Here is a 16969-nt window from a genome sequence, read left to right as displayed (position 1 = left end):
AACCGAGCGTTATTGACTCTAGCGCGGTTTCATCAAAAATTAAACCACTGTTTCACTAGTGGCTGACACTTTCTTACAGATATAATAACTCGGCAACAAAAAACTTAACTTTAAATAACTTAACATGAAAATATTGACATCGTTACTCAAGATCGGCCTAAAACTCACCATACTGGGCTGCTTTGTTGGCTGCCTGGCATTGGCCGCGGCGTATTTTTACTATGCGCCCAAACTTCCCGATGTCGAAACCCTGCGAGACGTTCAGCTGCAAACCCCCCTCAGAATCTACTCTGAGGACGATAAACTGATCTCTGAATTTGGCGAAAAGCGCCGTACACCGATCAGTTTTAACCAGATCCCCCAGAACTACATCAACGCCCTGCTGGCTGCCGAAGACCGGAATTTTTTCGAACACATCGGTATCGACATCAAAGGCCTGTTCCGCGCTGTCTTTCAGCTGGCAAGTACCGGCCATATCCAGAGCGGTGGCAGCACCATCACCATGCAGGTCGCCAAAAACTACTTCCTCACCCGGGAACGCTCTTTTGTTCGTAAATTCAATGAGATACTGCTCTCACTCCGGATCGAACAGGAGCTGACCAAAGAGGAGATTTTTGAGTTATACATCAACAAAATCTACCTGGGACACCGCTCCTACGGCATCCAGGCTGCCGCCAACATCTACTACGGCAAAGATATCGATCAACTCAGTCTGGCTCAGGTCGCCATGATTGCGGGTCTCCCCAAAGCACCGTCTGCATACAACCCGATCACCAATCCCAGCCGTGCACTGGAACGCCGCAACTGGATCCTGAAACGGATGCACAGCCTCAGTTTTATTAACGACGAGGACTATGAAACCGCCAGAAATGAACCCATCAGTGCAGAATATCATGGCACCCAGATTGAACTATACGCTCCCTATGTTGCTGAAATGGTTCGCAATGAGCTATATCAATACTTTGACGAGAGTTTATATACCAACGGCTTCAGAGTTTACACAACGCTAAACAGCACCATGCAGGCGGCAGCAAACCGGTCCGTAGAGGATGGTCTGATCGCATACACTGAGCGACACGGATATTTTGGCCCGGAAAAACCGGCAGCAGTAACCCCGCTCGCTGAAGAAAATATCACCGCGTATCTGGAACAGCAGCGTACCTACGGTTCTCTGCAACCGGCAATTGTTCTCAGCACAGATAAGCAAGAGGCACAACTCTTCATCAAAGATCATGGTCCAGCCACGCTAAGCTGGGACAACATGGAGTGGGCGCAGCCCTATAAAGGCCCCAACAGTCGGGGACGAAAACCTGAACAGGCAGCGGATATATTCTCCCCTGGAGACATGATCAGAGTACGTTTGGTCAGCGAAAACAACTGGCGTCTGACCCAGATCCCACGGGTAGAGGGCGCGCTGACCGCCCTGTCACCCCAGAATGGCGCCATCAGAGCACTGGTTGGCGGCTTTAACTTCAACCACAACAAATTCAACCGGGCTATCCAGGCAAGACGCCAGCCTGGCTCAAACTTCAAGCCTTTCATTTATGCCTCAGCGCTGGAGCAGGGCTACACACCTGCGACTCTTATCAATGATGCTCCCGTGGTGTTCCATGACAGCAACCTGGAATCAAACTGGAGACCAGAAAACTACAGCAAAAAGTTCTACGGCCCGACCCGTTTGCGCGAAGCTCTCTACAAATCCAGAAACCTGGTATCTATTCGCATCCTGCGTTCAATCGGCATCGATACCGCGACTGAATTTCTCAGCCGCTTTGGCTTTGATAAAGACCGGCTGCCGAACAATCTTTCCCTATCACTGGGAAGTGCAGACATAACCCCACTCGAACTGGTGACAGGCTATGCCGGTCTGGCCAACCAGGGCTTTAAAGTCAGTCCCTACTTTATCGACAGAGTTGAAGATTCAGAAGGTAATATTCTCTATCAGGCACAGCCAGCAACCGTCTGCCCGGAATGCACCTACATCGCCAACCCTTCCGCTCCGCCAGCGGTATTAAAACGTATAGAGCAGCAAGCAGCCACCACAGGCAACGCCATCATCACCCCGACATCAACCCCAGACAGCACCCCTCCGATCAACCAGGAAGAGCTTCCCACCAGCCAGCCAACCGGACAACAGGTTACCAGCCTTCCGCTGGCAAACCGGATCATGCAGCCGCAGACCGCTTACATGATCTACAGCATTATGCAGGATGTTATCGCCCGGGGTACCGGACGCCGCGCCCGGGTACTGCAACGCTCAGACCTGGCGGGTAAAACCGGAACCACCAACGATCAGAAAGATGCATGGTTTTCAGGCTTTAACAAAGATGTGGTGGCGACCGCCTGGGTCGGCTTTGACCAGCCATCAACCCTCGGACGCAGCGAGTTCGGCGGAACCGCAGCATTGCCAGTCTGGATCGAGTTCATGGAAACTGCCCTGGCCAACAGCCCGGATCAGCCCATCGCTCAGCCTGAGGGGCTGGTCAGCATCAGAATCGACCCCAAAACAGGCCTGTTGGCATACCCCGGCCAGGAAGATGCCATTTTCGAAATATTCCCCGAGGCCAGCGTACCGAAAGAGATTGCCCACAATCCAGCACTCACAAATGCCACGGGAACAACCCGAACAGAAGAAATATTCTAAATCAAGAGAGCCGCAGCCGCCCTGCTCAGCCAGGGCAACAGCTCTTCCTTTATCCGAACCAAAAACCAGTCTTCAGGCACAAAAAAACCCGGCATGCCGGGTTTTTTTAATTACCGTATCAACTTACCGGTTCAGCAAAGCCGCAACGGTTGTCAGCGGGTAATGAGCAGGCAGAGGCAAACGGGCCACACCTGAATCGATAGCCGCCTGAGCGACCGCCTGAGACACAACACCCAGCAGGCGAGAGTCAGTTGGCTTAGGAATAATATACTGAGGACCGAACTCCAGAGAACCCAGCTCGTATGCATCCAGAACGTCCTGAGGAACGGGTTCTTTAGCCAGATCCGCCAGAGCTCTTACAGCGGCAGCTTTCATCTCTTCATTGATAGCAGAAGCGCGGACATCCAGTGCGCCACGGAAGATGAAAGGGAAACCCAGTACGTTATTGACCTGGTTAGGGTAATCTGAACGACCGGTCGCCATGATGACATCATCACGAACAGAGTGAGCCAGCTCAGGCTTGATTTCCGGATCAGGGTTAGCACAGGCAAAGACAACCGGTGTTGGCGCCATCTTCGCCAATTGCTCAGCACTCAGCAGGTTGGGACCAGACAGACCAACAAACACATCAGCGCCATCGATTGCATCATCCAGCGTGCGCTTATCGGTCTCTGAAGCGAATGCCGCTTTCTCCGGGGTCAGGTTTTCACGACCAGAGTGGATAACACCGGTACGGTCAATCATAAAGATATTCTCGACCTTGGCACCCATATTCACCAACAGCTTCATGCAAGCATGCGCCGCAGCACCTGCACCAAGACAAACAATCTGTGCATCTTCAAGTGTCTTACCGGCGATCTCCAGAGCGTTGATCATACCCGCAGCCGTTACGATCGCGGTGCCGTGCTGATCATCATGGAATACCGGGATATTGCAACGTTCAATCAGAGCGCGCTCTACTTCGAAACACTCCGGCGCCTTGATATCTTCCAGGTTGATACCACCAAAGGTATCTGCGATACGGGCAATGGTGTCGATCAGAGCCTGAGGGCTTTCAGAGTCAACTTCGATATCAACAGAATCGATTCCGGCGAACCGCTTAAACAGCAGCGACTTACCTTCCATAACAGGCTTGGACGCCAAAGGCCCCAGATCACCAAGACCCAGAATCGCAGTACCGTTAGTGATAACAGCTACCAGATTACCTTTGGCAGTATAGCGATAAGCGTTATCAGGATTTTCTGCAATAGCACGTACAGGCTCAGCAACACCCGGGCTGTAAGCCAGCGCCAGATCGCGGGCAGACTCAGCAGAAGTAGTCAGCTCAACACTGATCTTACCCGGGCGAGGAAACTCGTGATAATCGAGTGCAGCTTGTTTCATATCTTCAGACATGGTCGCGGTTCCAATTAGTTATAAAAATTCGGAGCTGGAATCATATAGAAAAGATCCTTCGCGCTCAACCGCAAAAACAGCCCATATCTCTGAAATTTTCACGATATTTAGTGTATTTTCTACTACTTTTGAGGGAGTAAGCAGAATTTACAAAAGAATTGTTCTGCAAAATCAGAGGATCTAACCAGTTATGCTAAAGTTTTATATAAATCAGTCTGAATTGACCAGAAACAAAAAAGGCACCCCAAAGGGTGCCTTTTTTCACAATACGGAATCGTTTACTTCTTAAGACCACGTCCGCCGAAACGCTTGTTGAAGCGATCAACACGACCACCGGTAGTCGCATCTTTCTGCTTGCCGGTATAGAACGGGTGGCACTGGCTGCAAACATCGATGTGGATGTCTTTACAAACAGTTGAACGTGTCTTAACAACGTTGCCACAAGAACAGCTTGCGCTGATCTCGGAGTATTCTGGATGGATATCTTTTTTCATCTGAAACCTCAGTTGTTTTGTATGCCGCCACCCGATCTCTTGCCGGGCACCGCATGCAGGCAGTTAAGCCTATAGGATTAAGGCCGGGCATTATACGCACAGTTTTCACCCCCAGCAAGCATTTCCAGGACTAAAACAACCACAGGTTAACAGCGAAAACAAAAAGACATACACTGTCGCATCTGTTCCTGATGTGGATCGTCCCTTTAATGTCTTATCTGCAGTTAGCCATCCCTTCCCCTCTGCGCCGACTATTTGATTATCGGCCACCAAGAGAATGCTCACCTGAGCAGCTCAGCCCCGGTGTGCGGGTCAAAGTGCCGTTCGGACGGCGGGAAGTCACCGGGATTCTGATCAATGTGACGCAACACAGCGAAGTTCCCCCGGATAAGCTCAAGCCCGCGATTGCCGTGCTCGATACAACCCCGCCGATGCCAGAATCGATACTGAAACTGGCACGCTGGGCGGCTAACTACTATCAACACCCGCTGGGCGATGCCCTGAGCCAGGCTCTGCCGGTGCTGCTACGCAAAGGAGACCCCTGTGAATATGCCCACCAGCATCTGTGGCGATCAACACCAGACGCAGATATCGCCCAACTGGGTAAAACTGCGGCACGACAACGGGAGCTGTTACTCCTGCTACTGGAGCATCCCAACGGCATCAGCGAAGATGCCATACGGGCTGAAGGCGGGCAAACCCCACTACTGAAAAAACTGGCCGACAAAGGCCTGGCCGAGTCTTTTATTCACAACACAGACCATCATCAGCATAACGATCAGCCACTTCATGAAGCACCACTAACACTAAACACAGAACAACAGCTGGCGGTTAACGCCATCACCGCGACCCCAGGCTTTAAATCCTTTCTGTTACAGGGGGTGACAGGTTCAGGCAAAACAGAAGTTTACCTGCAGGCGATAGAACATTTTATCCGCCAGGGCAAACAGGCGCTAATTCTGGTACCCGAGATAGGCCTGACACCGCAGACCGTAGCCCGCTTCAAAGCTCGCTTTAATCTGCCGGTGGTGGTATTGCACTCAAACCTGACTGATCGACAGCGACTCGATACCTGGCTTCAGGCCCGCGAAGGCACGGCCCGCATTATTATTGGCACCCGCTCGGCCATCTTCACCCCCCTTAAAAATCCCGGGGTGATCTTTATCGACGAAGAGCACGACACCTCGTTCAAACAACAGGACGGGTTTCGCTATAACGCCCGGGATCTGGCTGTTATGCGCGCTAATTTTGAACAGATTCCGGTTGTACTGGGTACAGCGACTCCCGCGATAGAGAGCCTTTATAACGCGCAACAGGGGCGCTATCACTGGCTAAAGCTGAATCAGCGCGCCGGTAACGCACGCGCACCTGAGTTTGAACTGCTGGATATCCGTCAGCAGCCGCTGCAGGATGGGTTATCGGCACCGCTGGTTGCGCAGATCAAACACCACCTGCAGCAGGGCACTCAGGTGCTGATCTTCCTTAACCGTCGCGGTTTCGCGCCCACCCTGATGTGCCACGACTGCGGCTGGCTGGCGGACTGCAAGCGCTGTGATGCGCATATGACCCTGCACAGAAAACCGTTCCATCTGCACTGCCACCACTGCGATAGCCAGCGTCCCGTGCCGATCAAATGCGACAGCTGTGGCAGCACCGAACTGAAACCCGTCGGCGCTGGCACTGAGCGCACCGAGGAAGCACTGCAAAAACTCTTCCCCAGTATCCCTGTGATCCGGGTTGACCGTGACACGACACAACGCAAAAACGCCATGCAGCAGATTATGGACCGGGTACATCAGGGCCTGCCCTGCATTCTGATCGGCACCCAGATGCTGGCAAAGGGGCATCACTTTCCTAAAGTAACCCTGGTGGCCATTCTGAATGCCGATAGCGGCCTGTTCAGCGCCGATTTCAGGGGGATGGAGCGCACCGCTCAGCTGATACTACAGGTTGCGGGGAGAGCAGGCAGAGCCGATCATCCGGGGAAAGTAGTGATGCAGACCCACCATGCAGACCATCCGACCATTACCAGCCTGGTCACCGAAGGCTACCAGGCGTTTGCCGAACAGGAGCTCGGGCAGCGTATCGCAGCCCACCTGCCACCCTCAATACATTGCGCCATGCTCCGGGCTGAAGCCAGCCATCCGGGAGCGGCTGAACGCTTCCTCGGCACACTCAGAAATCGACTGGAATCGGACATTCTCCAACCCCAGGGGGTTCAGTGGCTGGGCCCTTTGCCTTCGCCAATGGAAAAGCGCGCCGGACTGTTTCGCGCCCAGTTGGTGTTACAGTGCCGCGATCGCAAAAACCTGCACCAACAGCTACACAACATAATCAGAGAAGCAGAAGGTGACCCGGATGCCCGCAAAGTCCGCTGGTCCGTGGATGTCGATCCGGTGGATATGTTTTAGCCACAAATAACCCCATCAGGGGTTAACAAAGGGCGGTCGAAAAGGGATAATACGCGGTCTTTTTTACAGACAACGCGCAACCGCCTTAGTTTTGATACTCTCCTTACTCTTCATAAGGCGAAAAACCTGCGTCGCTGAATCTGGCCCCTGAATTCAACCCGGTATCTTTTGAGCATGAAACAACACATTGCGGATCTGATTAATACTGCCCTGACCACGCTGATTGAAAATGGCACCTTGCCTGCAGACACTCAGCCCAACATCATGGTAGAGAACACCCGCGACAAGTCTCATGGAGACTTTGCTTCCAACATCGCTCTGACCCTTGCCAAGGCGGCCAAATGCAACCCCAGGGAGCTGTCTCAAAAGATCTGCGCAGCTCTGCCCGGTTCTGATAATGTCGAAAAAACCGAGATCGCCGGCCCCGGTTTTATCAACTTCTTTGTCAGCGATGCCTCAACCGGCAACCTGATCAAAACCATCCTGCAGCAGAAAAGTGATTACGGCCGCAACAATGATGGCGCCGGCAAAAAGGTGCAGATTGAGTTTGTCTCCGCCAATCCAACGGGTCCTCTGCATATCGGTCATGGCCGTGGCGCGGCAGTTGGCGATTGCCTCAGCCGCCTGATGGAAGCAACCGGCTGGGAAGTCACCCGCGAATTTTATTACAACGATGCCGGTGCCCAGATCAACAATCTGGCGCTCTCTGTTCAGGCACGCTGCAAAGGACTAACCCCTGAAGACCCAGGCTGGCCCGAGGATGGCTACCGCGGTGCTTATATTACTGAGCTGGCGGAAAGCTTTATGCGCGGTGATACGGTCAGCTCTGAAGATCAGAGTTTTACCGGCACTCAGAATGCCGATGATCTGGAAGCGATTCGCCATTTTGCAGTAGCCTATCTGCGCCATGAACAGGACCTGGACCTGAAAGCGTTCGGCGTCGACTTCGATGTCTATTTCCTTGAGTCCTCTCTCTATAGCGAAGGTAAGGTTGAGGAAACTGTACAAACCCTGATTAACAATGGCTACACCTACGAGGATGGTGGCGCGCTGTGGCTGCGCACCACCGACTTTGGTGATGATAAAGATCGGGTGATGCGCAAAACCGATGGCGGTTATACCTACTTTGTACCTGATGTTGCCTACCATATGAATAAGTGGCAGCGTGGCTTTGACACAGTCATTAACGAACAGGGCGCTGATCACCACAGCACCATCACCCGTGTTCGCGCGGGTCTGCAGGCACTCAATGCAGGGATCCCTAAGGGCTGGCCAGATTATGTACTGCACCAGATGGCCACCGTGATGCGCGGTGGTGAAGAGGTCAAAATTTCCAAGCGCGCGGGCAGTTATCTGACCCTGCGAGACCTGATCGACGAGGTAGGCCGTGATGCCACCCGCTACTTCCTGGCAGCCCGTAAATCAGACAGTCATCTGAATTTTGATATCGATCTGGCGCGCTCAGAGTCTGCAGATAATCCGGTCTACTACATTCAGTATGCCCATGCACGGGTCTGCTCAATCTTCCGCAAACTGGCTGAAAACAACCAGCAGTGGGATGAGCAAACCGGTCAGAACGCCCTTGACCGGCTAACCCTTGAATCGGAGAAACACCTGACGATTAAGCTGGGACGTTACCCGGAAGTGGTGAAACGCGCCGCTGATGTCCGCGAGCCTCATCTGATCGCCACCTACCTCTATGAGCTGGCCAGCGATTTCCACACCTATTACAACTCAGAAAAAACCCTGGTCGACGATACTGACCTGCGCAACGCCCGGTTAACCCTGGCGGTTGCCGTCAGACAGGTGCTGGCAAACGGCCTGGACCTGCTGGGTGTCAACGCTCCGGACCTTATGTAAGAAGGCGAAACTGATGGCGCGCAAAGATTACGCAAAGAAACGCAACAGTGGAACGGCCGCCAGCCGGGCAACGCGAAGTCATGCAAAAACCAAAAGCGCGCCGGTCAAAAAGCCCTTTCCACTGGTACGCTCTGTTATCAGTCTGGTTGTGCTGGCCGGCTTTGGCTTCGCGCTCTGGCAACTGACAACCGTGAAGCCCGATAACAGCGCTACCGGCAACACCTCACAGCCAGCCACGACAAAGCCAGTAGCCAAAGCGGCTGACAAGGTTAGCAAACCGGTGGCTAAAGCCGCACCAAAAGCAAAACCCGCAGACCCCAAAACAACACAACCGGAAAGCAAAGCCGCCGCCAAACCGGCGATACCGGTTGAGGAGCAATCTGAACGGTTTGACTTCTATCAGATTCTGCCAGAAAGCGAAGTCGATACCGCCAATGTTGAGCCCTACAAATCGACTCCGAAAGACGCAAAATCGGCACACACCTATGTGATTCAGGCTGGCTCTTTCAAAAATCAGAGTGATGCAGAACAACTGCGGGCACGTCTTATTCTTGAAGGGCTGCCCAATGTCAAAACGCACCGGGTAACCAATAGCAACGGCAGCATCTGGTATCAGGTACTGTCCGGCCCGTTCGAAAACCGCTCGCTGCTGAATAAAGCAGAAGACCGCCTGGTCAGGATGAGTATTCAGCCATTAGTCCGACAAATCGACTAATCGATCGGTCATCGGATATTCATAACCTTGAAATAACGTCCTGCGCTCCCATATCTATACTCATTGAAAACTGAGTATATCTATTCGGGAAAACGCACCCATGACCACAATTGTTTCAGTACGCCGCAACGACCAGGTCGTTGTCGGCGGTGACGGCCAGGTTTCGCTTGGCAACACCGTAATGAAAGGTACCGCCCGCAAAGTCCGTCGCCTGCCAAAGCACGATGTTATCACCGGCTTCGCTGGCAGCACTGCAGACGCCATCACCCTGCTGGACCTGTTTGAGCAGCAACTGGAGAAACATCAGGGCAATATTTTTAATGCCGTGGTCAGCCTGGCTCGGGAGTGGCGTGGTGACCGGGTGCTGCGAAAACTGGAAGCTCTGATGCTGGTTGCCAATAAAGATAAAACCTACCTTATCTCCGGCAGCGGCGACATTATTGAGCCGGAAGACGGCGTGATCGCCATCGGCTCCGGTGGCAACTACGCCCTGGCTGCAGCCCGCGCACTGGTCGCTAACAGTGACCTGTCCGCCCGGGATATTGTTGAAAAGAGTCTGCAGATCGCTGCCGATATCTGTGTCTTTACCAACGCAAACCTCACCATAGAACAGCTGCAGTCCACCGCAGCCTGAGCCTGAAGAACAGCCAGAGAGAATTACTGATGTCCAATATGACACCCCGCGAAATAGTTTCTGAACTTGACCGACACATCGTCGGTCAGGCCGACGCCAAACGCTCAGTCGCCATCGCGCTGCGGAACCGCTGGCGCCGGATGCAGCTGGAGCCTGAACTGCGCGCCGAAGTTTCACCGAAAAATATTCTGATGATCGGCCCCACCGGGGTCGGTAAAACCGAAATCGCCCGCCGCCTGGCGAAACTGGCTAACGCCCCCTTTATCAAGGTTGAAGCCACCAAATTTACCGAAGTAGGCTATGTCGGCCGCGATGTCGAAACCATTATTCGCGATCTGATGGATATGGCGATCAAAATGTTGCGCGAACAGGCGATGGATAAAGTTAAATTCCGCGCCGAAGATTCCGCTGAAGATCGCATTCTTGATGCTCTGTTGCCGCCTGCCCGCCCCACCAGCTTTGATGAGCAACCGGCAGAACCGAAACAGGACAGCGCGACCCGACAACTGCTGCGCAAGCAACTGCGTGAAGGCAAGCTGGATGATAAAGAGATCGATATCGATCTGAGCCAGACGCCGGTCGGGGTTGAGATCATGGCGCCTCCGGGAATGGAGGAGATGACCAGCCAGTTGCAGAGCATGTTCTCCAACCTGGGCAACAACAAAACCAAAAGTAAGCGGATGAAGGTTAAAGATGCGCTGAAACAGGTGATCGACGAAGAAGCGGCCAAAATGGTCAATGATGATGAGCTGAAACAGCTGGCCATCGACGCAGTGGAGCAGAACGGCATCGTTTTCCTCGACGAGATCGACAAAGTATGCAAACGCGAAGGCACCGGGGCTGATGTGTCCCGCGAAGGGGTTCAGCGCGATCTGCTGCCACTGATCGAAGGCAGTACCGTGAGCACCAAATACGGCATGATCAAAACGGACCACATTCTGTTTATCGCCTCCGGCGCGTTTCATCTGTCCAAACCATCCGATCTGATTCCCGAACTGCAGGGGCGTCTGCCGATCCGGGTTGAGCTGAAGGCTCTGACACCGGATGATTTCCGTCGCATTCTGACCGAACCGAATGCCTCACTGACGGAACAATACCGCGCCCTGCTGGCGACGGAGGGCGTCACCGTTGAGTATACTCAGGATGGTATCGACCGGATCGCTGAGCTGGCGTATCAGGTCAACGAGAAAACCGAAAACATCGGTGCCCGTCGCCTGCATACAATGATGGAACGGCTGTTGGAAGAGGTCTCCTTTACCGCCGCCGACAACTCAGGCCAGACCATCAATGTCGATCGTGCATATGTGGATAAGTATCTGGCAGAGCTGAGCCAGGATGAAGACCTGAGCCACTATATTCTGTAGGCCTGACACAATAGGGCCAACCCGTTAACCCCTGTCAGGCGGAGCTATAAAGCTCCGCCACCGGAGTCTGTCATGGCAGCACCACTACCGAAAGATATCAAACTGCATGCAAAATCCAGAACCCTTGAACTGGAATACAGCGACCAGCAGCACTTTGAACTGACCGCCGAATACCTGCGGGTTCACTCGCCTTCAGCCGAGGTACGCGGTCACGGTATCGGCAACGGCGTGCTGCAGACGGGTAAACAACTGGTGGGAATCAAAGGGCTGGAACCCGCCGGCAACTATGCACTCAAGATTATCTTTGATGATGGCCACGACAGCGGCCTGTACACCTGGGAATACCTCTACGACCTGTGTCAGCATCATGATACCTACTGGAACCGCTATCTCGAAGCTCTGCAAGAGGCCGGAGCCACACGCCACGGCAACATGATCGCCCGGGGCTAGGCAGCACGGCCTCCCGATGACTGAACCCGGTTTTTATTTATCCAGATCAGTTGATGATGGAAGAGTAAAGACAATTGCCTGTGGCAAAGGTAGAATGCTGCAACGCGAACTATGCAGATTACAGGTTTTCTATGACTGACCAGAAACAATCTCAGGACAAGACCCATTTCGGCTTCGAACAGGTCAAAGTCGATGAAAAACAGGCGAAAGTAGCTGACGTTTTTCACTCGGTTGCCAGCAAATATGACATCATGAACGACCTGATGTCCGGCGGTATCCATCGCATCTGGAAACGGCTGACCATCGAACAGAGCGGTGTCCGTCGTGGCCATAAAGTGCTGGATATTGCCGGCGGCACCGGCGACCTGACGATGCGTTTCTCCCGTCTGGTGGGCTCTGAAGGCAAAGTGGTTCTCGCGGATATCAACGATTCCATGCTTAAAGTTGGCCGCGACAGGCTGATGGACCGGGGTATTACCGGCAATGTCGAGTTTGTTCAGGCCAATGCCGAAGCGCTGCCCTTCCCAGACAACACCTTTGACTGCATCACCATCGCATTTGGCCTGCGCAACGTGACCTTTAAAGAGAAAGCCCTCGCCTCGATGGCACGGGTGCTGAAACCCGGCGGCAAAGTGATGGTGCTGGAGTTTTCCAAAACCGAAAACCCTCTGCTGACCAAGGCCTATGATCTGTACTCTTTCAATTTGCTGCCGAAAATCGGCAAGCTGATTGCGGGTGATGAGGACAGCTACCGCTATCTGGCAGAATCGATCCGTATGCACCCTGATCAGGAAACCCTGAAAGGGATGATGGAGGAAGCGGGTCTGACCCAGTGCAAATATCAGAATATGACTGGTGGCGTCGTCGCCCTGCATACCGGCATCAAGCCCTGACCATGACTATCGAATCGATCAGCGCAACCCTGCTAACCCTCGCGGAAGGCACGATTAACCGGTTACTGCTGAGCAGTCCGGCAACCGTTGATCGACTCAGCCTGTTGGATGGCAAAGTTATCGCCATTCAGCTCAGTGCCCCCAGGCTCTCCCTGTCACTGCAGCCCAGCGCCGCCGGCCTGCAGATAGACCAGATTGAACGCGATGATGCCGATGTCACACTGAGCGGCTCAGCGGCAGACTTTTTCCAGCTACTGAGCGCCGCAGACAACAGCGAAGTGATGTTTGGCAAAACCATTCAGGTTTCCGGTGATAGCGCCCTGGCCACCCGGTTCAGTCAGGTGATGATTGATGCAGCGCTTGACTGGGAGGGGATTCTGGCACAGATCATAGGTGATCTGCCCGCCCACGAACTGGCCCGGTTAGTGAAGTGGAAATCGCAGTTTTATCGGCAGGCGGGTCACAGCCTGATGCTAAATATGCAAGAGTATATTAAAGAGGAGTTGCAGTTGCTGCCGAGCCAGCCCCAGTTGAAACGTTTCTACTCTGAAGTGGACAGTCTGCGTCAGGAAACCGAACGGGCTGCGGCCCGTCTTGAACGGCTACGCGGCAAAATCGAACGCGCTTAACCTTTCTTGTTAATAACCTGCCTGTTAATAGCCTGGCCTGTTAAAAAGGCTTCACCACCACAAAGATCAGAATCGGTATAAAGATCAGCAGCGGCAACTCATTGAACAGACGGAAATATCGTCCACTGTTATCCAGCGTTCCGGCCCGCAGTTTTTTCAGATAGCTGAAACACCAGAAGTGATAACCAAGCAACAGCGCCACAAACAGCAGCTTGGCGTGCAACCAGCCCCCGGAAATCCCGAAGCCCAACCAGAGCCATAAGCCAAACCCCAGGGTAAACAGCGCCATAATCGACATAAAGACAAACAGCTTACCAGCCATAATCTCCAGCCGTGCAACATCCTGTCCCGCTGCACGCCCCTCGACATAGTGCACAAAAATACGCGGCAGATAGAAAATACCCGCCATCCAGCTGGTCATTGCCAGTATATGAAACACCTTTACCCATAGCATCGTGTCGCGTCCCCTGTGCTCAGATAGCCTGAGTTTCTACCCGCAGCTGACTGCCTAATTCCAGCAACAACTTATCACCGGGATTAACCGCACCAACCCCAGCCGGAGTACCGGTCAGCACCACATCGCCTGGCAACAGGGTGAAGTAGTGGCTCATGTACGCGATCAGTGGATGCACTTTATTCAACATATGGCTGCTATTGCCGTTCTGACGCACCTGGCCATTGACCGTCAGGCGGATCTGCTGATCCTGCAGATCCGCCACCGGCTCAAGAAATGCAGATAACGGACAGGAACCATCAAAGCCTTTGGCTTTTTCCCAGGGATGTCCCTGCTGTTTTAACTTGCCCTGCAGATCCCGCAGGGTCAGATCAAGCGCTATCCCCACGCCGACAATCGCCTCGTCAACCTCGGCATGAGTCGCATTTTTCAGCGGCTGGCCAATCAGAATAGCCATCTCCGTTTCAAAATGGACCGAGCCAAAATCCACCGGCACCTCAAACGGACTGGACAGCGGCACAATAGCGGTTGAAGGTTTTATAAACAGCATCGGCGTTGTCGGAACCGGGTTATTCAGCTCCGCCGCATGGTCGGCATAATTTCTCCCCACACAGACCACCTTCCCCACAGGAAGGTTAGCGTCAGTTCCGTCTACATACTGATGTTTATACTGCATAATCATGCTCCCTACCGATTGAGCGCCCGCAACTATCATTTAAAGCTGGAATCGTTGTTTGCTTAATGGGCTCTGATCATACCCCTGGCGCTCAGCGAGCTCAATGACAGTGTCAGACTGAGGGTGATCAGCAGTACGATGACCGACCCCAGTACAACCCCTTCCCAACCCAGCCAGTGCCAGAATGGATCAAGATAAAAACCACCACTACTCGCCCCCAGATAATAAAACACCAGATAGAGCGAGGAGGCGCTGGCGCGAGCATGGGTTGCCTGATGGCTTACCCAGCTGCTGGCGCTGGAGTGGGCGAAAAAGAAACCGAAACTATTGATAAAGAAACCAGTAACAATCAGCGGTAAAGCGCTGCTCAGGGTCAGCAGGCTGCCACTGATCAGAATCAGAATGCCCGCTTTCATACAGTTAAGCTGTCCATACTGCTGCGCTAAACGCCCCGATAGCGTTGAACCAACGGTCCCGGTCAGATAGGTCAGGAACAGCAGGCCTATCCATACCGGACTCAGATAGTAGGGCGCGTCCGACAACACGAAGGTGATATAGCTGTACTGGTTGATAAAGATAAAGAAATTCAGTCCACCCACCAGATAGACCAGCAACAGTAGCGGATTACTCAGGTGATCCCATAAACGGGACAGCATCGCAGACAGGTTAAGGGGCTGCGGTGAAAACTGCCGGGATGCCGGTAATAACCACCAGAACAATAACAAACCAAAACAGCTACCCACACCCATGACCAGAAACAGGTCAGCCCAACCCAGCCATTCACCGACAAAACCACCAATTAAGCGACCGGAAATACCACCGAGCGAGTTACCACTGATATAAAGGCCTACCGCCAGCATCAGAGCTTTACGGGAATACTCATCGCCCATATAGGCGATCGCAATGGCCGGTAAACCGCCAAGAAACAAGCCCTGCAATCCACGTAACAGAACCAGGGTTGAAAAACTGTCCGCTTGTGACAGTAGCAATGTACAAAGACATACACCCGCCATACTGATCAGCATCAGAGGGCGGCGACCTACCGCATCCGACAAAGGCCCATAAAACAGCAAGGACAGACCCAGCATCAGGGTGGTCACGGTAAACGACCAGCTAACTTCCAGAGTAGTAAGTGCAAACTCCCGCTGCAACTCCGGCAGAATAGGCTGCGTGACATAGACGTTGGCAAAAATCATAAACGAACCGATACACAGGGCGATGGTTGCCCGCCAGAACGGCTTACTACCCGATTCAATCATTACAGCACACTCCAGTTAGATGCTGTAAGCCTAACAGCCAACATAAAATCACAGAAATATATATAAATGATCATATTAATAAATATCTGTGATGATATAGTAAGTGTCACACCGCTCACTGAGCATCAAGGGAATTTCCGCAGATCAATATTCAGGTAAACCGATGGATATCCGTTCGCTACGTTGCTTCCAGATGGTTGCCCGGGAAGCCAACTTCACCCGCGCAGCAGAAAAGCTCCACCTGGCACAACCCGCTGTCAGCATGTCCATCAAACGGCTGGAGAGTGAGTTGGGGCTGACCCTGTTCCATCGTAATGAACGCCGCATCAGCCTCACCGATGAAGGTGAACGACTGCTGCTGCATGCGGACAAGATAGTTCAGGCGGTTGCCGATGCTGAGTTGGAGATGCAGGAACTGACCGGCCTCACCCGGGGTCAGGTGAGAGTGGGTATTCCCAGCATGCTGGGCTCCTACTATCTGCCCGAACTGCTAATGGGCTTTCGCCACAGCTTTCCCGCACTGCAGCTATCGGTCGTCGAAGGTGGGACCACCCATATCCGCCGCCAGATAGAACAGGGCTCCCTGGATATAGGTATTGTTGTCGATTACGGCGAAACCGATGAGTTGGAGAGGGTACATCTGATGCAGGTGGAAACCCTCGTGTGCGTCAGTCCTGACCATCCTTTCGCCAGCCAGACCAGTGTCAGCTACCCAGCGTTTCTGGACGAAGAGCTGGTGCTGTTTAAGGAGGGTTTTTTCCACCGACAGGTCACCGAGCAACTGGCAAAAAGTTATCATGTTACGCCGAAAATATCCTTTGAAACCAACCTGATCCCATTGATTCAGTCCGTGGTACGACACGGTTTTGGCATCTCAGCCCTGCTCAAACCCGCCATCGATGATGCCCGCGACCTGATCGGCATCCCCTTTGATGAACCACTACTGTTCAACCTGAGCATCGCCTGGCGACAACAGAGCTACCTTTCCCAGGCAAACAAAGCCTTTGTCGATTACCTGTTGGAGCACTCCCCCGCCACCGCTGCCCACACCTCAAACAGGTGACAAAACAGGCAAAGATATCTACTATAGC

The 16969-nt window shown here is 53.1% G+C and carries 15 protein-coding genes; 10 read left to right on the top strand and 5 right to left on the bottom strand.

Features of this window, described 5'->3' with window-relative positions:
* Positions 1–124: 124 nt before the first annotated feature.
* Positions 125–2644 carry a penicillin-binding protein 1A gene (locus tag BMY09_RS05240; protein WP_091354912.1) on the top strand — a complete coding sequence of 840 codons (2520 nt, stop codon included), beginning with the start codon at positions 125–127 and terminating at the stop codon, positions 2642–2644.
* Positions 2645–2767: 123 nt separating this feature from the next.
* Here BMY09_RS05240 and BMY09_RS05235 read toward each other — a convergent pair whose 3' ends face one another.
* Together BMY09_RS05235 and rpmE are read right to left on the bottom strand one after the other, a co-directional pair.
* Positions 2768–4039 (bottom strand): malic enzyme-like NAD(P)-binding protein, encoded by a 1272-nt coding sequence (locus BMY09_RS05235; RefSeq protein WP_091354910.1) that lies wholly within the window; start codon positions 4037–4039, stop codon positions 2768–2770.
* Between the two features lie 278 nt (positions 4040–4317).
* Positions 4318–4533, bottom strand: coding sequence for a 50S ribosomal protein L31 (gene rpmE / locus BMY09_RS05230; RefSeq protein WP_091354906.1), 216 nt, complete (start codon positions 4531–4533; stop codon positions 4318–4320).
* Positions 4534–4742: 209 nt separating this feature from the next.
* On the opposite strand from rpmE, the gene BMY09_RS05225 reads away from it, so the two are divergent.
* The 8 genes from BMY09_RS05225 (at position 4743) to BMY09_RS05190 (ending at position 13489) form a co-directional block, all read left to right on the top strand.
* Positions 4743–6944 (top strand): primosomal protein N', encoded by a 2202-nt coding sequence (locus tag BMY09_RS05225; RefSeq protein WP_091354903.1) that lies wholly within the window; start codon positions 4743–4745, stop codon positions 6942–6944.
* Positions 6945–7118: 174 nt separating this feature from the next.
* Positions 7119–8804, top strand: coding sequence for an arginine--tRNA ligase (gene argS, locus BMY09_RS05220; protein ID WP_091354900.1), 1686 nt, complete (start codon positions 7119–7121; stop codon positions 8802–8804).
* A 13-nt stretch (positions 8805–8817) separates the two neighbouring features.
* Positions 8818–9519, top strand: a complete 702-nt coding sequence (locus BMY09_RS05215; protein ID WP_091354897.1) for an SPOR domain-containing protein — start codon at positions 8818–8820, stop codon at positions 9517–9519.
* A 100-nt stretch (positions 9520–9619) separates the two neighbouring features.
* Positions 9620–10153: an ATP-dependent protease subunit HslV gene (gene hslV, locus BMY09_RS05210; protein WP_091354894.1), complete on the top strand. Its 534-nt coding sequence runs from the start codon at positions 9620–9622 to the stop codon at positions 10151–10153.
* Between the two features lie 29 nt (positions 10154–10182).
* Complete coding sequence (hslU, locus tag BMY09_RS05205; protein WP_091354891.1) at positions 10183–11517, top strand: ATP-dependent protease ATPase subunit HslU; 1335 nt, start codon at positions 10183–10185, stop codon at positions 11515–11517.
* Positions 11518–11589: 72 nt separating this feature from the next.
* A complete protein-coding gene (locus tag BMY09_RS05200) occupies positions 11590–11967 on the top strand; it encodes a gamma-butyrobetaine hydroxylase family protein (RefSeq protein ID WP_091354888.1) in 378 nt (125 codons plus the stop codon).
* A 131-nt stretch (positions 11968–12098) separates the two neighbouring features.
* Complete coding sequence (gene ubiE / locus BMY09_RS05195) at positions 12099–12860, top strand: bifunctional demethylmenaquinone methyltransferase/2-methoxy-6-polyprenyl-1,4-benzoquinol methylase UbiE (protein ID WP_091354885.1); 762 nt, start codon at positions 12099–12101, stop codon at positions 12858–12860.
* Positions 12800–13489, top strand: coding sequence for a ubiquinone biosynthesis accessory factor UbiJ (locus tag BMY09_RS05190; protein WP_245756505.1), 690 nt, complete (start codon positions 12800–12802; stop codon positions 13487–13489). Before ubiE ends, BMY09_RS05190 begins: the two co-directional genes overlap by 61 nt.
* Positions 13490–13529: 40 nt before the next feature.
* Here BMY09_RS05190 and BMY09_RS05185 read toward each other — a convergent pair whose 3' ends face one another.
* From BMY09_RS05185 to BMY09_RS05175, 3 genes are all read right to left on the bottom strand, one after another.
* The gene (locus BMY09_RS05185; RefSeq protein ID WP_091354881.1) at positions 13530–13943 is read right to left on the bottom strand and encodes a CopD family protein; all 414 of its coding nucleotides are present in this window, start codon (positions 13941–13943) and stop codon (positions 13530–13532) included.
* A 19-nt stretch (positions 13944–13962) separates the two neighbouring features.
* Positions 13963–14619 (bottom strand): fumarylacetoacetate hydrolase family protein, encoded by a 657-nt coding sequence (locus tag BMY09_RS05180; protein WP_091354879.1) that lies wholly within the window; start codon positions 14617–14619, stop codon positions 13963–13965.
* 62 nt (positions 14620–14681) lie between these two features.
* Positions 14682–15878: an MFS transporter gene (locus BMY09_RS05175; protein WP_091354877.1), complete on the bottom strand. Its 1197-nt coding sequence runs from the start codon at positions 15876–15878 to the stop codon at positions 14682–14684.
* 163 nt (positions 15879–16041) lie between these two features.
* Here BMY09_RS05175 and BMY09_RS05170 point away from each other — a divergent pair, with 163 nt between their 5' ends.
* Entirely contained in the window at positions 16042–16941 is a 900-nt protein-coding gene (locus tag BMY09_RS05170) for a LysR family transcriptional regulator (RefSeq protein WP_091354874.1), read from the top strand.
* The last annotated feature ends 28 nt before the right edge of the window (positions 16942–16969 follow it).

The organism is Amphritea atlantica (assembly GCF_900111095.1).
Lineage (GTDB): Bacteria > Pseudomonadota > Gammaproteobacteria > Pseudomonadales > Balneatricaceae > Amphritea > Amphritea atlantica.
This window is presented reverse-complemented; position numbering and strand designations above follow the sequence as displayed.

Coding starts and splice junctions, on each gene's coding strand:
- BMY09_RS05240 (WP_091354912.1), top strand. CDS start 125: ATGAAAATATTGACATCGTTACTCAAGATCGGCCTAAAACTCACCATA.
- BMY09_RS05235 (WP_091354910.1), bottom strand. CDS start 4,039: ATGTCTGAAGATATGAAACAAGCTGCACTCGATTATCACGAGTTTCCT.
- rpmE (WP_091354906.1), bottom strand. CDS start 4,533: ATGAAAAAAGATATCCATCCAGAATACTCCGAGATCAGCGCAAGCTGT.
- BMY09_RS05225 (WP_091354903.1), top strand. CDS start 4,743: ATGTCTTATCTGCAGTTAGCCATCCCTTCCCCTCTGCGCCGACTATTT.
- argS (WP_091354900.1), top strand. CDS start 7,119: ATGAAACAACACATTGCGGATCTGATTAATACTGCCCTGACCACGCTG.
- BMY09_RS05215 (WP_091354897.1), top strand. CDS start 8,818: ATGGCGCGCAAAGATTACGCAAAGAAACGCAACAGTGGAACGGCCGCC.
- hslV (WP_091354894.1), top strand. CDS start 9,620: ATGACCACAATTGTTTCAGTACGCCGCAACGACCAGGTCGTTGTCGGC.
- hslU (WP_091354891.1), top strand. CDS start 10,183: ATGTCCAATATGACACCCCGCGAAATAGTTTCTGAACTTGACCGACAC.
- BMY09_RS05200 (WP_091354888.1), top strand. CDS start 11,590: ATGGCAGCACCACTACCGAAAGATATCAAACTGCATGCAAAATCCAGA.
- ubiE (WP_091354885.1), top strand. CDS start 12,099: ATGACTGACCAGAAACAATCTCAGGACAAGACCCATTTCGGCTTCGAA.
- BMY09_RS05185 (WP_091354881.1), bottom strand. CDS start 13,943: ATGCTATGGGTAAAGGTGTTTCATATACTGGCAATGACCAGCTGGATG.
- BMY09_RS05180 (WP_091354879.1), bottom strand. CDS start 14,619: ATGCAGTATAAACATCAGTATGTAGACGGAACTGACGCTAACCTTCCT.
- BMY09_RS05175 (WP_091354877.1), bottom strand. CDS start 15,878: ATGATTGAATCGGGTAGTAAGCCGTTCTGGCGGGCAACCATCGCCCTG.
- BMY09_RS05170 (WP_091354874.1), top strand. CDS start 16,042: ATGGATATCCGTTCGCTACGTTGCTTCCAGATGGTTGCCCGGGAAGCC.